At 72.0% G+C, this 16081-nt stretch carries 13 protein-coding genes and 1 pseudogene; 9 read left to right on the top strand and 5 right to left on the bottom strand.

The window, feature by feature from the left end; all coding sequences use genetic code 11:
- Positions 1–55 precede the first annotated feature (55 nt).
- The gene (locus tag A3CQ_RS0122090; RefSeq protein ID WP_020513129.1) at positions 56–1795 is read left to right on the top strand and encodes an FAD-dependent oxidoreductase; all 1740 of its coding nucleotides are present in this window, start codon (positions 56–58) and stop codon (positions 1793–1795) included.
- Positions 1796–1845: 50 nt separating this feature from the next.
- On the opposite strand, the gene A3CQ_RS0122085 is transcribed toward A3CQ_RS0122090, so the two are convergent.
- Positions 1846–2751 carry a hypothetical protein gene (locus A3CQ_RS0122085; protein WP_020513128.1) on the bottom strand — a complete coding sequence of 302 codons (906 nt, stop codon included), beginning with the start codon at positions 2749–2751 and terminating at the stop codon, positions 1846–1848.
- A 114-nt stretch (positions 2752–2865) separates the two neighbouring features.
- Between A3CQ_RS0122085 and A3CQ_RS0122080 the strand changes: the two genes are divergently transcribed.
- Positions 2866–4656, top strand: coding sequence for a potassium channel family protein (locus tag A3CQ_RS0122080; RefSeq protein ID WP_157296139.1), 1791 nt, complete (start codon positions 2866–2868; stop codon positions 4654–4656).
- On the opposite strand, the gene A3CQ_RS0122075 is transcribed toward A3CQ_RS0122080, so the two are convergent.
- Entirely contained in the window at positions 4636–5856 is a 1221-nt protein-coding gene (locus A3CQ_RS0122075; RefSeq protein WP_020513126.1) for a DUF4032 domain-containing protein, read from the bottom strand. The genes A3CQ_RS0122080 and A3CQ_RS0122075 overlap by 21 nt on opposite strands.
- A gap of 114 nt (positions 5857–5970) precedes the next feature.
- Here A3CQ_RS0122075 and A3CQ_RS0122070 point away from each other — a divergent pair, with 114 nt between their 5' ends.
- Both A3CQ_RS0122070 and A3CQ_RS0122065 read left to right on the top strand, forming a co-directional pair.
- On the top strand, positions 5971–7374 hold the full coding sequence (locus A3CQ_RS0122070) for a trypsin-like serine peptidase (RefSeq protein WP_040432707.1): 1404 nt from the start codon (positions 5971–5973) through the stop codon (positions 7372–7374).
- 10 nt (positions 7375–7384) lie between these two features.
- Positions 7385–8086: a phosphatase PAP2 family protein gene (locus A3CQ_RS0122065; protein ID WP_020513124.1), complete on the top strand. Its 702-nt coding sequence runs from the start codon at positions 7385–7387 to the stop codon at positions 8084–8086.
- Here the strand turns inward: A3CQ_RS0122065 and nagA are convergent.
- The 3 genes from nagA to A3CQ_RS62925 are packed head-to-tail and all read right to left on the bottom strand — an operon-like array spanning position 8052 to position 10983.
- Positions 8052–9143, bottom strand: coding sequence for an N-acetylglucosamine-6-phosphate deacetylase (gene nagA, locus A3CQ_RS0122060; protein WP_040432665.1), 1092 nt, complete (start codon positions 9141–9143; stop codon positions 8052–8054). The two genes, A3CQ_RS0122065 and nagA, sit on opposite strands and share 35 nt — an antisense overlap.
- Positions 9140–10063, bottom strand: coding sequence for an ROK family protein (locus tag A3CQ_RS62930; RefSeq protein WP_020513122.1), 924 nt, complete (start codon positions 10061–10063; stop codon positions 9140–9142). Before A3CQ_RS62930 ends, nagA begins: the two co-directional genes overlap by 4 nt.
- Positions 10060–10983: an SIS domain-containing protein gene (locus A3CQ_RS62925; RefSeq protein WP_020513121.1), complete on the bottom strand. Its 924-nt coding sequence runs from the start codon at positions 10981–10983 to the stop codon at positions 10060–10062. Before A3CQ_RS62925 ends, A3CQ_RS62930 begins: the two co-directional genes overlap by 4 nt.
- A gap of 192 nt (positions 10984–11175) precedes the next feature.
- On the opposite strand from A3CQ_RS62925, the gene A3CQ_RS0122045 reads away from it, so the two are divergent.
- The 5 genes and pseudogenes from A3CQ_RS0122045 to A3CQ_RS0122025 form a co-directional block, all read left to right on the top strand.
- Positions 11176–11961 (top strand): DeoR/GlpR family DNA-binding transcription regulator, encoded by a 786-nt coding sequence (locus A3CQ_RS0122045; protein ID WP_020513120.1) that lies wholly within the window; start codon positions 11176–11178, stop codon positions 11959–11961.
- 44 nt (positions 11962–12005) lie between these two features.
- On the top strand, positions 12006–13694 hold the full coding sequence (locus A3CQ_RS0122040) for a hypothetical protein (RefSeq protein ID WP_020513119.1): 1689 nt from the start codon (positions 12006–12008) through the stop codon (positions 13692–13694).
- A 31-nt stretch (positions 13695–13725) separates the two neighbouring features.
- Positions 13726–14697 carry an ABC transporter ATP-binding protein gene (locus A3CQ_RS0122035; protein ID WP_026206017.1) on the top strand — a complete coding sequence of 324 codons (972 nt, stop codon included), beginning with the start codon at positions 13726–13728 and terminating at the stop codon, positions 14695–14697.
- Positions 14694–15701 (top strand): ABC transporter permease subunit, encoded by a 1008-nt coding sequence (locus tag A3CQ_RS0122030; protein ID WP_020513117.1) that lies wholly within the window; start codon positions 14694–14696, stop codon positions 15699–15701. Before A3CQ_RS0122035 ends, A3CQ_RS0122030 begins: the two co-directional genes overlap by 4 nt.
- A gap of 128 nt (positions 15702–15829) precedes the next feature.
- Positions 15830–16081, top strand: a pseudogene (locus tag A3CQ_RS0122025) (DUF3263 domain-containing protein); the annotation flags it as partial.

Raw genomic sequence — 16081 nt, 5'->3', positions numbered from 1 at the left:
CCCCTCTTGCTCCGAGATAGTTATGCCAACATAATCATCTCACCACCGAGGAGGGATGACGATGCAGCCTATCGAGACGGAAGTCCTGGTCATCGGGGCCGGCCTGACCGGGGCGAGCGCCGCCGTGATGCTGGCCCGGCACGGCGTCCGGACCATGATGATCAGCCGCGGGCGCTGGGTGGCGGACTCGCCGCGGGCGCACATCATCAACCAGCGCACTATGGAGGTGATGCGCTCGATCGGGCTCGAGGCCGCCTGCGAGGCCGCCGCGACCCCCGGCGAGCTGATGGCCAACCACGTCATGATGACCGCGGTCAACGGCCTGGAGTTCGGCCGGATGTGGACCTGGGGCAACGACCCGGCCCGCGCCGGCGAATACCTCGCGGCCAGCCCGGGCAAGGGCTGCGACCTGCCGCAGGACCGGTTCGAGCCGATCCTCGTCGACGAGGCGGCCAAGCGGGGCGTGGTGAGCCGGTTCGGCACCGAGTTCGTGTCGCTGTCGCAGGACGCCGACGGGGTCACCACCACGCTGCGCGACCTGGTCACCGGCGCGACCTTCGCGGTGCGCTCGCGGTACGTCATCGGCGCCGACGGCGGGCAGAGCCCGGTCGCCGACGCCATCGGCCTGCCGCTGAGCGGCGAGTCCGGCATCGCGCCTGCGCTCAACGTACGCTTCAATGCCGATTTATCGCGGTATTTTGCCGAGCGGCCGGGCTCGATCTTCTGGATCCTCCAACCCGGCCGCGAGGGCGTGCTCGGCAACGCGATGCTCCGCATGGTGCGGCCCTGGCACGAGTGGGTCATCGGCTTCGTGCACCTCGGCGCGGCCGCCGCCGACCTCAGCCGCGAGCAGCTCACCGCCCAGGTCCGCGAGATCATCCAGGACGACACGATCGACGTCGAGGTGACCGGCGCGTACCCATGGCGGATCAACCACGTCGTCGCCGAGCGCTACTCGGCGGGCCGGGTCTTCGGCGCCGGCGACGCCGTGCACCGGCACCCGCCGATGAACGGGCTGGGCGGCAACACCTGCATCCAGGACGCGTTCAACCTGGCCTGGAAGCTCGCCGCCGTGTTGCGCTGGGGCGCCGGCCCCGAGCTGCTGGAGACCTACGACGCCGAGCGGCGCCCGATCGGCCGGGCCGTGGTCGACCGGGCCATCGCCAGCTGGCGGCAGAACCCCGACGTGATCCGCTCGCTCGGCGTCGACCCCGCGGCGGAGCCCAAGGAGCGCACCGCGCAGTTCGAGGAGCTGCTCGCCGACTCGCCGGCCGGCGAGGCTCGCCGGGCCGCCTTCGCGGCCGCGAAGCGATCCAAGGACTTCAGCTATCACGCGCACGGCATGGAGATGAACCAGGTGTACGCGTCGAGCGCGGTCCTCGACGAGGGCGCCGCGCCGATCGTCTACGAGCGCGACCAGGTCCTGCACTATCAGCCGAGCAGCCGCCCCGGCGCCCGCGTCCCGCACTGCTGGGTGGGGCACGCCGGCCGTACGGTGTCCACTCTGGACCTGTGCGAGCCGGAACGGTTCACGTTGCTCACCCGGGCTCGCGGCGGCGTCTGGCGGGAGGCCGCGGCCGAGATCGACGGCGTCCCGCTGACGGTGCTGCGGATCGGCCACGGCGGGGAGGTCGCCGACCTCTACGGCACCTGGGCCGAGATCGCCGAGATCGGGGAGACCGGCTGCCTGCTGGTGCGCCCCGACCAGCACGTGGCGTGGCGCCGGGTGGAGGCGCCGGGCGACCCGGCGACCGAGCTGCGCGCCGCCCTGCGGGCTTGCCTGTCGCTGCGGTAACGGCCGAGTGCCCCGCCCGGACGTCCGGGCGGGGCACTCGCGACAGGGTTCTACCGGTATTGCTCGTCGATCCCGGCGACCGGTCGGCCGTCGGGCGAGAAAGCCCGGCGCGGCGCGGTCGCGTCGGTGTCGATCGGCTCCTCGTGCAGGCGCGGGTCGTCCGGCGTGACCACCGGCTTCGGGCGCTGCGGCTTGTCCTGAGCGGCCGGCTTTCCTTGCGGGGCGGGCTGAGCCGCAGCGGGCTGAGCCGCAGCGGGCTGAGCCGCGGCGGGCTGGTTCGCGGCGGGCTGGCCGAAGGTCGGCGTGGTCGCGGCCGGAACGATCGCGATCCCACCGGCGGGCAGGCCGGACGCATCCGGTACGCCCGGGATGTCCGGACCGTCGCCGGAGCGGGGCAGGGTGTTCGCCGGCAGCAGTCCGCCCAGCCCGCCGAGCAGCGGCATCCCGCCGTCGAAGTACTCGGCCTGCCGCATGGTCGGCCGCTGCCCGAGGCTCGGCGTGCCCCCGTTCGGCAGCAGACCGCCGAGCAGGCCCAGCAGCGGCAGGTTCTGCAGCGGAAGCTGCTGCACGTTGACGTTCCGGACGGGGAGCCCGTCGCCGAGCCGCTGCGGAGCGCCGACGACGTCGGCCTGCGGCAGCTCGGTGTTGCCGATGCCGGGGCCGGACTCCTGAGTGGACTCGCCCGGGAGCAGCGGGTTGAGGTCGGGCGAGTTCTGCCCCGACTTGAACTGCAGCACCGGCCGCGAGCCCAGCGGCGAGCCGCCGATCGTGCTGTAGCGCAGCGGGTTCTCCAGATTGACCCCGTTGGTCTGGCCGAGCAGGTCGGTGAGTTGGTCGTCCGCCTGCTGTCCGGCCGTCCCGGTTCCGGGCAGCACGTCGGCCTGCGCGGGGGCGGCGGCGCCGAACAGGAAGATCCCGCCTGCGACGACCGCACCGGCATACCACAACTTGCGCACTGAATCTCCTCCTGGACGTGGGCACTGCAACAACTGTGCAAACTCGGACGAATAGCGTCGGAAGGGGCAACGAGCGGCCCCGGGACGGGGTTCCGGCTGGTTACCATCGCGAGCGTGGCTACGGAACCGGTGAAAGATGTTCCGCGCCGGTCCCTGGTGTCCCGGCTGCGCGAGCGCAACGGTGACGACCGGCCGCATTTCGTGGTCTGCGGGGCGGACGCGCTGGTCTACACGCTGGCCGAGGAGCTGATGAGCTCCGGCCGCGGCATGCGCCTCACCCTGATCGTCCCGCCCGAGCTGCGGCCCGACGTGCCCGACTTCGACGATCTGAAGTCCCGCGGGGTACGCGTCATCACCGCGGCCCGGCTCGACGAGCGCACCTTCCGCGAGGCCGGCCTGGCCGGCGCGGCGGCGCTCGCCTTGGTCATGCCCGACGACATGATCAATTTGCATGCGGCGCTGTGTGCCCGCGCGATCGAGGGCGACCTGCGGCTGGTCATCCGCATGTTCACCACCGGCCTCGCCCAGGGCGTGCGCCGCCTGTTCACCGACTGCGCGGTGCTTTCCGATGCCGGCATGGCCGCGCCCGCCTTCGTGGCCGCGGCGCTCGGTGGCGTCGCGCCGACCCATTTCCGGTACGCGGGCCGCACCCTCTACGTCGCCCGCCGCGGCGAGGTCGCCGAGGAGAACGTGGTGCTGACCCTGACCGCGCCGGTCGGCGGCGGGCAGATCGCGGTGCTCCCGGCCGAGCCGGCGCCGGGCGAGCGCCTGCCGGCCGATCTCGTGCTGGTCGAGGCGACGGGCCGCACGGTGGCGCCCGCCGCGGCGACCCGGCGCCTGGTGCGGTCCGGCCGGCGTCGCCGCTCCCGGCTGTCGCTGCGCCGCGCGTTCCGGGTCGGCGTCACGCCCAAGCTGCTGATCCCCGTGCTCGTCGCGCTGGTGATCACGGTGGCGGCCGGCGCGATCCTGGCCGCCCGCACCGGCGTGCACGGCGTCTGGGAATCGGTATACCTGACGCTGCTGACCGTGGTCGGGTCGTCCGATGTGGAGCCCACCCGCAGCCCGGTCGCGCAGGCGGCCCAGGTCGTGCTCACGGTGGCCGGCGTCGCGCTGCTGCCGCTGATCACCGCCGCGATCGTCGACGGGATCGTGAAGACCCGGCTGGCCCGCGACCGCGGCGAGGTCCTCGGCGTGCACGCCGACCACGTCGTGCTGGTCGGCTTGGGCAACGTCGGCACCCGGGTGCTGCGCCAGCTCAACGACCTCGGCATCGACGTGGTGGCGATCGACCGGGCGCCGGACGCGCGGGGCGCCAAGGTCGCCGAGGATCTGGGCGTGCCGCTGATCGTCGGCGACGCGTCCCGCGACGAGATCCTGCGCGCGGCCTCGATCGACACGTGCCGGGCGCTGCTGGTGCTCTCCACCGACGACGCGGTCAACCTGCAGGCCGCGTTGCACGCGCGCGCCGCGAGCGCGGAGATCAGGGTCGTGCTGCGGCTGTTCGACGACGACTTCGCCCGCCGGGTCGGCGACGCGTTCAACATCAACATCTCGCGCAGCGTCTCGCGGCTCTGCGCGCCGGTGTTCGCGGCCTCGATGCTCGACCGGGAGGTGCTCGCCACGATCCCGGTCGACCGGCACGCGGTGCTGGTCGCGACGGTCAAGGTGCTGGCCGGGTCGGCACTGGACGGTGCGCCGCTGAGCCGCGCCGACAAGCCGGAGAGCACCCGGGTGATCAGCATGCGGGCCGCCGGCGAGGAGTGGGTCGACTGGGCGCCCGACCCGCGGCGGGTGCTCGCGGCCGGCGACGAGGTCGTCGTGGTGGCCCGCCGGGGCGGCCTGCGCGTCCTGCTGGAACAGGCCACCCCCGTGGGCGACGGCGAGCTAAACGCCGCCGGCCAGTGATTCCACCTCGACGCCGAGGATCGCCTGCTCGTCCGGCTTCTTGGCGAGCACGTCGGTGAGGTAGGACTGCACCGCGGGGGCCATGCCGACGTCGCGACCGGCCTTCTCGGACAGCAGCCACTTGTGCTGGATGATCTGGGTGAAGATCTCCTGCGGCTCGAGCTTGCGCCGCATGCCCTGCGGCACCGCCCGCACGACCGGCTCGAAGACCTCGGTGAGCCAGCGGTGCGCGGCCTGCTGCTCGTCGGTGAGCAGGCTCTCCGCCCGGTACGTGTCGAGGTCGTTGAGCAACTGCCGGGCCTGGTTCTCCTCGGCGTCCAGGCCGGTCAGCCGCAGCAGGCGGCGGGTGTGGTACCCGGCGTCGACGACCTTGGGGCGTACCCGGTAACCGCCGTCCACCGTGGACAGGGCCACCTCGGCGACGTCGAAGCCCAGCTCGTTGAGCCGCCGGATGCGCCGCTCGATGTCGTGCCGCGCGTCCCGCTGGGCGACCTCCTGCTCGTAGGTCACCTCGTGCCACAGCCGCTCGTAGCGGGCCACGATGTCGTCGACCACGGCCTCGGGGTCGATCGAGTCGTGCAGCAGCTCGGCGGCCTGCAGGTCGAGGCACTCGCCGAAGATGTTGACCCGCATGATCTCGACGTCCTCGCTGCGCTGCCCCTCGGACAGCTTCGGGTAGAGGTTGCCGGTCTCGGCGTCCACCAGGTACGCCGCGAAGGCGCCCGCGTCCCGCCGGAACAACGTGTTGGACAGCGAGCAGTCGCCCCAGGAGAAGCCGGTCAGGTGCATCCGGACGAAGAGGGCGACCAGCGCGTCGAGCAGGCGGTTGAGCGTCTCGGGCCGCAGCACGTGCGAGAAGAGCGCGCGGTACGGCAGCGAGAACTGCAGGTGCCGGGTGATCAGGATCGTTTCCAGCGGCTCGCCGTCGGCGTCCTGCCGGTCGGTGACGGTCGCCACGGCTTCCACCGCGGGGAAGTCGATCCGCTCGAGCGCGCGCAGGAGGTCGTACTCCTTTTCGGCGATCCGCTCGCGGGTCTCCTTCAGGGCGTAGACCGTGTCGTTGAGCTTGACGAACCGGACGATGTGCCGGGAGATGCCCTGCGGCAGAGCCACCAGGTGGTCGGCGGGCCACTCCTCGAGCGGGACGCCCCACGGCAGATCCAGCAGTGCCGGGTCGATGAGGGCGGACGTGATGCGCACCGAACCAGTGTGCCCGCGTCCCCGGCGCGTCGCGGCCGCAGGTGGCTCGTTACACAGGTGCGAGAACGCCGGAATAGTACATATGTCCCAGATATGACGTGAATGGCGGTGGAGATGCGACGCAAGGCAGGCATTGCCTTCGGGGCGTGCGCGGCCCTGGTGCTGACCGGGACGGCCGGGGTGACGGCGTGGGCGGCCGGCGGCGATGGCCGGGTCGGCACGTGGCACGAGGCGCCGGCGATCTCCCGTACACCCGTCGCGGCGGAACTCTCGCAACCTGGCGCGACCACCGCGACCACTGGGACCTCGGCGGCGCCACCGGCAGCCGCCGGCCGGGCCGCCAGTCCGGCGATCACCGAGACCCGGCCCGGCGCCACGAAGCTCAAGACCACCCGGCACGGCGCCCCCGAATCGGCCTCCGCCGCCGACGGCCGCCAGCGCGTCGGCGAGCTGCTGAACGTCGACCGGCTGCTCGGCTACCTGGGCAAGGGGCCGCAGCGGGAGACGTTCCGTTACCCGGGCGCGTCCTACGTGAAGCTGCATTTCCGGCGGATGGCCATGCTTCCGGGCGACTACCTGACCGTCTCGAATGCCGACGGGACCGAGTCCTACCGCTACGACGCGCCGAAGGTCCTCGAGACCGGGTCGGTGGACAAATGGGCGATGTCGGTCACCGGCGACACCGCGGTGCTCGAGATGCACCGCACCGCCGACGTGCTCGGCCTCGGCAGCCTGCTCGGCACGCTCGGTGTCGACGTCGACCACGTGGCCCGCGGCTTCAGCCGCACCGAGCAGGCCCGTCAGCCCGAGGGGCAGCTCACCGCGCCCGGGCGTACCGGCCGCGAGGAGTCGGTCTGCGGGAGCGACACCTCGGCCGACGCGGTCTGCTACCGCTCGGCCGACCCGGTCGCCTACACGAAGTCGAAGGCCATCGCCCGGCTGCTGATCAACGGGACCGAGCTGTGCACCGGCTGGCGGGTCGGCGCGAACAACCGGATGCTCACCAACAACCACTGCTTCACCACCTCGTCCGAGGCGTACGACACCGAGGTGTGGTTCAACTACCAGTGCGCGAGCTGTGGCGGCTACGACGTCTTCCAGCCGACCAAGGTCTGGGGGAGCAAGGTTCTCTCCACCGACCACGTGTACGACTACACGCTGTTCACGGTCGACAACTTCCCCGCGGTGCGGAAGTTCGGCTACCTGCAGCTCGACACCGTCCGGCCGGCCAAGGGGCAGGAGCTCTACGTGCCGCAGCACCCGGCCGGCGAACCCACCCGGATCGCCGGCTCGCTGGGCGAGAAGGCCGGCAACTGCTCGGTCGCCGACCCGAACTACACGGGATATGCCGCCAGCTCGGACGTTTCGTACTACTGCGACACCGAGGGCGGGTCGTCCGGCTCGCCGGTGCTGTCCCGGGCCACCAACCGGGTCGTGGCGCTGCACCACTTCGGCGGCTGCCCCAACTCGGGCGTACGCGGCGACCTGCTCGCGGCCCGGTTGCGATCCCTCCTCTAACTTTGAGGGCGTGACCGAGACGATCCCGCCGCCCGCACGCACCCGCCCGCTCGGGGGCTGGTGGCTCGACCTCGTGCTGGTGGCGGCGTTCGCCGGGCTCACCGCTCTGCTGGCCGGCGGTCATCTGCTGGCTCTCGATCAGTGGGTGGCCGACTGGGCGTTCGCGCACCAGCCGGCCCCGATCTACTGGACCGCGCGCGTCTTCAACTACCTGGGCCAGGGCGGCCAGGTGCTGATGCCGGTCGCGCTGATCCTGACCGGGGTGCTGGCCTATCGCAGCCGGTCGTGGCGCGCGGTGCTGCCGTTCGCGGCGGCGTTCGTGCTCACCTACATCACGATCGGCCCGCTGAAGATCTGGGCGGGTCGGGCGGCGCCGGCCTTCGACGGGCCCGACAAAGCGGTGATGTTCAACCCCTACGCCACCGGTGCCAAGGCCATGAGCTATCCCTCGGGCCACATGGGCAACGCATTTGTCTGGTACGCGGTGATCGCGCTGCTCCTGGCCGCGGTCCTGGGGCGAGAACTGAGCCGGCGGGAATCGTTCGCGGTGCGGGTCCTCCCGGTGGCGATCCTCTTCTGCACCACGATCTACACGGGCTTCCACTGGCTCACCGACTCGGTCGCCGGCGTGCTGCTGGGGCTTTTCCTGGCCCGCCTGATCGAGCGGATGCCCCTTCTCAGACCCACGCCCCCGAGCGCATCACGCGCTTGACCCGCAGCTCGGCGTCGAGCACCACGAGATCGGCCCGCAGGCCCGCCTCCAGGGCGCCGACCTCGTCGTCCAGGCCCAGCACCCGGGCCGGCGTGGTGGAGGCCATCGCCACCGCGTCCGCCAGCGGGATGCCGGCGGCGACCGTGTTGCGCAGGGCCGCGTCCATGGTCAGGGTGCTGCCGGCGATCGAGCCGTTGCGGGCCAGCCGGGCCACCCGGTCGGCGACCACGACCTCCTGGCCGCCCAGCTCGTAGGTGCCGTCCGGCATGCCGGTGGCGTCCATGGCGTCGGTGATGAGGGCGGCGCGGTCCGGCCCGGCGGCGCGGGCCGCGAACGCGAGCATCCCCGGGTGCAGGTGGATGTTGTCGGCGATGAGCTCGCAGACCGCGGCCGAGTCGAGCAGGCCGATCACCGGGCCGGGCTCGCGGTGGTGTGGCGGGCGCATGCCGTTGAACAGGTGGGTGCCGACCGTCCCGCCGGCGGCGAGGCCGGCCTTGGCCTGCTCGTACGTGGCGTCGGTGTGCCCGATCGCGGCCAGCACGCCGTGCGCGCGCAGGAAGGCGATCGCCTCGGCCGCTCCGGGCAGCTCGGGGGCGACGGTCACCATGCGGACCGCGCCCTCGCCCAGCTTGACCAGCTCGGTGAGCTCGGCGACCGACGGATCGCGCAGGAACTCCGGGTTCTGGGCGCCGCAGCGCGCGCCGGAGAGATACGGACCCTCGTAGTGCACACCGGCGAGGACGCGGTCGCGGACCAGCGGCAAGTAGGCGGCGGTGGCGTCGCGCATCAGCTCGAACGGGGAGCTGACCAGGCTCGCGAGCATCGTGGTCGTGCCGTGCCCGAGGTGGAAATCGGCGGCGCCGCGGGCCGCGGTCACGTCGCCGGTGGTGAACGTGTGCCCGCCGCCGCCGTGGCAGTGCAGGTCGACGAAGCCGGGCACGATGATGTCGTCGCCCACCCGGTTGTTCTCGGCCACGTCGATGATCGTCGGGCCGTCGATCTCCACGTGGCCGGGGACGACGGCGCCTGGCCGCACGATGCGGCCACTGATCCTCATGCCTTGTGCTCCAGGTGGTCGAGGGCCAGCAGGGCGGCGCCCTTGCAGCCGGCGGTGTCGCCGAGCGCGGCGCGGACGATCTTGGGCATGCGGTGGAAGGTGAGCCGCTTCTCCATCTCGGATTTCAGCGGCAGCAGCAGGGTGTCGCCGGCCTCGGCCAGGCCGCCGCCGAGCACGAGCACGCTGACGTCGAAGAGGGCCTGGGCGGTGATCAGGCCGTCGGCCAGGGCCTGGATCGCCTCGTACCAGACCTGCCTGGCGATTTTGTCCGAATTCAAGCGGCTCACCACGTCGAAGGCCGTCGCATCCTTCAGGCCGGACAGCTCGGCGTATCGCTCGCCGATGGCGCGTGCCGACGACACCGCCTCCAGGCAGCCGCGCGCTCCGCACGGGCAGGGGGTGCCGCCGGGACGGACCACGATGTGCCCGAGCTCGCCGGCCGCGCCGTGTGCGCCGTTGTATCCGGAGCCGTTCACGACGAGGGCGGCCGCGATGCCGGTGCCGATCGCCGCGAACAGCACGTGCCGCTCGCCCCGGCCGGCGCCGAGACGGGCCTCGGCGATCCCGCCGACGCGTACGTCGTGGCCGAGAGCGGCGGGGAGGCCGAGCCGCTCCTCGATGCGCGCCCGCAGCGGGACGTCGCGGAAGCCGACGTTCGACGACCAGACCGCGATGCCGTTCTCCTCGTCGACGACGCCCGGCACGGCGATGCCGACCGCCACCGGCTCGAGGCCGTCGGCGCGGGCCTTGCCGGCCAGGCCGGACGCGACCTCGAGGATGTTCTCGACGACCGCCTCGGGTCCGCGGGCGGCGAGCGTGGGGTGCCGCTCCTCGTGGTGGACGGTGCCGTCGGGACTGACCAGCGCGCACTTCATTCCGGTGCCGCCGACGTCGAGGGCAACGACGACGCTGTTCTTCACCCCAGCACGACCGACCGGGTCAGGTGGCGCGGGTGATCGGGGTCGAGGCCCTGGGCGGTGGCGAGCAGCACGGCGACGCGCTGGGCCAGCACCAGGTCGGCCATCGGGTCGAGCGGGGCGCGGCCGCCGCACCAGCTGCCCAGCGCCGCGTACCCGCCGTGGTGGCGGCTGTGCACGAACGAGGCGCCGGTCGCCTCGACGTCGTCGGCCAGGCCCGGCGGGATCTCGCCGAACGCCCACACCACCCGGCGCGGTCCGGCGATCGAGATCGGCCCGTGCCGGTAGTCCATGGCCGGGTACGACTCGGCCCAGTAGGCGGCGGCCTCGCGGCACTTCAGGGCGGCCTCGTGGGCCAGGCCGACGGTCCAGCCCCGGCCGAGGAAGGTGATCTGCTCGGCCAGCGCCGGGTGCACCGGCAGCGGCAGGCGCACCGCGACCTCGGCGTCGGCCGCGACCGGGTCGATGTCCTCGCCGAGGTGGGCCCGCAGCAGTGCCAGCGCGCTGGTCGCGAAGCGGGTCTGCACCACGGACTGCTCGTCGGCGAAGTCGAGCACGATCGCGTCGGTGGCCAGGGCGGCGGCCGGCTGCCCGGCGTCGGCGGTCAGCACGGTGGTCGGTGAACGGCCGTCGAGCGCGTCGAGCAGCTCGATGATCTCGGTGGTGGTGCCGGAACGGGTGATCGCGACGACCCGGTCGTAGCGCCGGCCGCGCGGGAACTCGGACGCCTGGAACGCGTCGGTCTCGCCCTCCCCGGCCAGCTCGCGCAGGGACGCGTACGCCATGCTCATGAACCACGACGTGCCGCAGCCGACGACCGCGACCCGCTCGCCACGGGCCGGAAGGCCGGGCGAGTCCGCGAGTTTGGCGGCGAGACGCCAGCATTCGGGCTGGCTGGCGATCTCCGACTTGACGTGCGTCATGGGCCACCCTTCACACCGTCGCGGCTGCGCATAAGCGCTCGGATCCCCGCAATTTCGAGCGCCATTCTGCGCGGAGCGGTCGCACGCGCGCAACCGTCATCCCCCGACCGCGCAGCGCGGAGCTTTGCTTCCCGGCCTTTCGCGCACTAATGTGCACACACTTATCACAGAACGTGCATCGGGAGTGTGTTGGTGGACCGGTACGCGCGGTGGAATGCCCTGCTCGAGCTACTGACCGACAACGGGCGGGTCAGCGTCGAGGACGCCGCCACGCGCCTCGACGTCTCGCAGGCCACCATCAGACGCGACTTCGACCAGCTCGCCCAGCAGCAGATGATCACCAGAACCAGGGGCGGTGCGGTCGCCAACGGCGTCTCGTACGACCTGCCGCTGCGCTACAAGAGCGCCAAGCACTCCGCGGAGAAGCAGCGCATCGGCGAGGCGGCGGCGGGCCTGGTCACCCCGGGGACGGTGGTCGGTCTCAACGGCGGCACCACGGTCACCGAGGTCGCCCGCGCCCTGGCCGTACGCCCCGACCTGAACGCCGGCGGCGAGGGCAGTCAGCTGACCGTGGTCACCAACGCGCTGAACATCGCCAACGAGCTGCTGGTCCGCTCCCGCATGAAGATCGTCGTGGCCGGTGGCGTGGTCCGCCCGCAGTCCTTCGAGGTGGTCGGCCCGCTCGGCGGCGCCCTCCTCAAGGAGGTGACGCTCGACATCGTCCTGCTCGGCGTGGACGCCGTCGACGTCGAGCTGGGCGCCGCCTCCCATCACGAGGGCGAGGCCGCCATGAACAGCCTGATGGTCGCCCGGGCGAAGCGCGTCGTGGTCATCGCCGACTCGTCCAAGCTGGGCGGCCACGCCTTCGCCCGCATCTGCCCGATCACCAAGATCGAAACCCTCGTCACCGACTCCAACGCCCCGGCGTCGACCGTCGCCGCCTTCCGTGAGGCCGGAGTCCACGTCATCACCGCGTGAGGTAATGATCACCACCCGTGTTGTCCCCGGCTAGGGTCGTGGGCATGGGGTCGGGGGTGCGCGAGCGAACAGCGCGGACGGTTGGTGCGGCGACGGCCGCGCTCGCGGCGCTGGCCACGATCGCGGTGACCAGTCTGTCGGCCCTCAACGGCGATGTGCGGTACGCCCTCGGCTGCCTCGAGACGGCCGGCAAGGGCGGCGTCAGCATCTGGGACATCTTCGTCTCCCGGCCGCTCGCCTACAAACTGCTGATGGCGGCGCTCGACCAGGGCCGTCTCCGGCTGGTCGGGGGCACCTCGTCCGACACCACGAACCTGGTGATCCGGATCGAGACGTACGTCGTGGTCGTCGCCGTGATCGCCGTGCTGTTCCTGGGTGTCCGGCGGGTCGCCGGGCGACCCGCGGCGGTCGGGATCGCCGGCGCCACCGGCCTGGCGCTGGTCATCGCGCCGCCCTGGCACTTCCTCGAGCCGGACTGGGTCGCCGCGCTCGCCGCCGTGCTGGCGGTCGGTGCGGCCTGCGCGCCCCGGTGGCCGTGGCTCGGCGGGCTGCTGGCCGGCCCGGTCGCGATGCTGGTCGTGGCGGTCAAGCTCTCCACCTTCCCGATCGCGCTGATCGCCCTGCTGGTCATCGGCGTGCTCGACCGGCGCCGTGCCGCGTGGGCGACGCTGTCCACGGTGGTCTGTGTTGCGCTCTGGTACGCGCTGACCATGCGTTTCCAACCGTGGGAGTGGACGTGGCTGCGGGACCTGGCGAACCTCGTGCACAGCGAGCCGCAGGGGATCCACGCCGCCGACCTGCTCAAGCTGCGGTACGCGGTCGGCGACGCGGCGGTGCTCAGCCCGGTCCTGGTGCTGGGGCCGGCCGCGGCGGTGGCGCTCGTCTCCCGCGCGACGGGCCGTCGGCGATGGGCGGCCGCGGTGGTCGCGGTGGTCGCGGGCGGGTTGTCGCTGGCTCCCGCGTACGGGCAGGGCGAGTTCTACAACTACCACTTCGCCTCGACCGTCGTGCTCGCAGCCGGGGCGTGGGGCGCTGCCTTCGCGCTCCGCCCCGGGTTCCGGCTGCCGCTGGCCGCCGCCACCGTGCTGGTCACCGGGGTCAGCCTCGTGCTGCTGCGCCAGCCCGTCCCCTGGCGCCTGGCGCACGGCGTGCCGGTGGTCTGGGCGTACGAGGGCGCCGCGGTCGCCCTGGCCGTCGCCGCCGGGTTCCTCGCCGGCCGGAAGGTGGTGTCTCTGCCGTGGTCCGCCGGCGTGGTCGCGCTCAGCTTCGCTCTGCTGCCGCCCGTGCTGCCGGGTTCCCCGTACGCGTTCAGCACCTACGACTACAACGTCGGCAACGGCGGATCGGCCGACACGGAGCTGGTCGAGCTCGGCCGGCGGCTCGGCCCGGACACCCCGGTGCTGTACCTGACGTACGGCACGATCAACCACGCCATGGGCAACCCGACGACCTGCCGATACCCGTCGCCGCTGTGGTTGCAGCGCGGGATCAGCATCCCGCGGGTGCGCACCCGCCCCAGTTATGCCGACAACCTGCGCTGCCTGACCGAGGACCGCGACGCAAAATACCTGGTCGTACAAAACGGCTGGTTCAGGATCCCGGAGTCGGCCCCCGAGGTGCGAGCGGCGATCGACGAGCGGTTCGACTGCTCCCCGGCGGCCCGGATACCGGCTCCGCCACCGATCGTGGTCTGCCCGGTCAGAGGAACGGCCAAAGGGACGGCCGGAGGGTAGGTATTGACGATGGTGCCTAGAGTCTCGCGGCATGGATGCCGTACTCGAGATCGCTGGGCTGCGGAAGAGCTATCGCGGCCGGAAAGGTGTGCGCCGAGCTCTTGATGGCTTCGACATGGTCGTCGGGGCGGGGCAGGTGCACGGGTTTCTGGGGCCGAACGGGTCCGGCAAGACGACCACGTTGCGTACGCTGCTCGGGCTGATCCGGCCGAACGGGGGCCGGATGGCGCTCTTCGGCCAGGAGGTGCCGCGACACCTGCCGCAGGTCGCCGGGCAGCTCGGGGCGATCGTGGAGAGCCCGCAGTTCTTCGGCAACTTCACCGCGCGGGACACGCTGTCGCTGCTCGCCGAGGCCGGTGGAGTGCGCCGGGAGCGGGTCGACGCCGTGCTGGAGCTGGTCGGCCTGCGCGACCGGGCCCGGGAGCGGGTGCGCACCTACTCGCTCGGCATGAAGCAGCGGCTCGCGGTCGCGTCGGCGCTGCTCAAGGAGCCGAGGCTGCTCATTCTGGACGAGCCGGCGAACGGCCTCGACCCGGGCGGGATCCGGGAGATGCGCACGCTGATGCGCAACCTCGCCGAGTCCGGCATGACCGTGCTGCTCTCCAGTCACATCCTCGGGGAGATCCAGCTGATCTGCGACCACGTGACGATCATCTCGGCCGGACGGCGGGTGGCGGCCGGCTCGGTGGCCGACGTGCTCGCGCGGAACGCGTCGGCGAGCGTGCGGGTGCGGCTGGAGCCGGGGGTCGATCTGATCGGCGCGGCCGCGATCCTGAAGGCCAAGGGCGCCGAGGTGACGGTGCAGACGGATCACTTCGTGGTCGGTAACGCCGGCAACCCGGCGCAGATCACCCGGATTCTCGCCGAGAAGGAGATCTACGTCAGCGAGCTCTCCCCGGTGGAGGCCGACCTGGAGAGCGTCTTCCTCGAGCTCACCGGCACCGGCCCGGTGGAGGGAGCCAACCGGCAGGTGGACGAGGTCGGAGCGGGGTGGGGTCAGTGAGCCTCGCCAAGGCCGAGACCCGCCGGCTGGTCAAGCGCCGGTTCACCAGGCTGTTCGTGCTCTGCGGCGTGCTGGTGCTGGCCGCCGTGGCGGCCGGCGTCCTGCTCACCAACCACAAGACCGGGCCCGAGCAGATCGCGAAGGCCACCGCCGAGGCGCAGGCCAACTACCAGCAGACGGTGCTGGCCAATGACCGCATCAAGCAGGAGTGCCAGCGGGCGCAAGGCACGCCGGACGCGAGCAACTTCCCGCCGAACTGCGAGATCTCCGATCCGGCCCCGTCCGATTTCGACCCGAAGTGGTACCTGCCGCCGACCTTCGACTTCCGGGAGAGCTTCGGCGAGATGGTGACCACGTTCGCCGCGGTGCTGGCGCTGGTGGCGTACATCGTCGGCGCGTCCTTCGTGGGGGCCGAATGGAGCAGCGGCGGCATGATGAACCTGCTGCTCTGGCGCCCGCGGCGGCTGCAGGTGCTGGGCACCAAGCTGGGCGTGCTGCTGAGCTGGACGACCGTGCTGACCGTGGTGCTGGGTGTCCTGTGGACGGCCGGCTTCTACTTCATCGCGAAGGCGCGCGGCACGACCGACAGCATGACCTCCGGCGCCTGGCAGTCGATCGGGCTGATGGAGCTTCGGGCGCTGGTGCTGGTGCTGGTGGCGGGCGCCCTGGGCTTCGGCCTGGCCTCGCTGGGCCGGCACACGGCGACGGCGCTGGGCGTGGCGATCGGCGTGACCGTGGTGCTCCAGTTCGGCCTGGCCGTGCTGCTCGGCCTGGCCAACGTGAAGTTCCCCGAGGTCTACCTGGCGCCGTTCTGGGTCTTCGCCTGGCTGAACAAGCAGTACGTCTCCCAGGACTTCAAGACCTGCGACTTCTCGCCGACCGGGGGCTGTCAGCCGGAAACGTTCACGATCACCTGGCAGATGTCGGGCGTCGCGCTGGTGGCGTTGTTCGCGCTTGTCGTGGGTGGCGCAATGTGGACAATGCGTAAGCGGGACATAACGTGAGGTAACGTCGGGGCGGTCGTGCGGGCGGGTCGCCCGCGATTTATGCTGCTCGCGGCCTTCGCCCTCGTCTTTGGAGCACCATGCAGCCCGCGGATCGGTCCGACGAGTCCTCGACCCCACAGATCCCGGCCCAGCGAGCGACGGAGCCGACCGGGCTCACCGAGCGTGAGCGAGAGATCCTCGCCTTCGAGGCGCGCTGGTGGAAACACGCCGGCTCGAAGGAGCAGGCCATCCGGGACACGTTCGGCCTCTCCTCGACGCGCTATTACCAGCTGCTCAACACACTTCTCGACAAGCCCGAGGCCACCGAGCACGACCCCGTTCTCGTCGGCCGCCTGCGGCGCCTCCGGGCCACCCGGGCACGCACGCGCCGTCGCTGA

The sequence above is a fragment of the Paractinoplanes globisporus DSM 43857 genome (assembly GCF_000379645.1).
Taxonomy (GTDB): Bacteria; Actinomycetota; Actinomycetes; order Mycobacteriales; family Micromonosporaceae; genus Actinoplanes; species Actinoplanes globisporus.
Note: the sequence above shows the minus strand (reverse complement) of the source record. Positions and strands in the feature narration are given on the sequence as shown.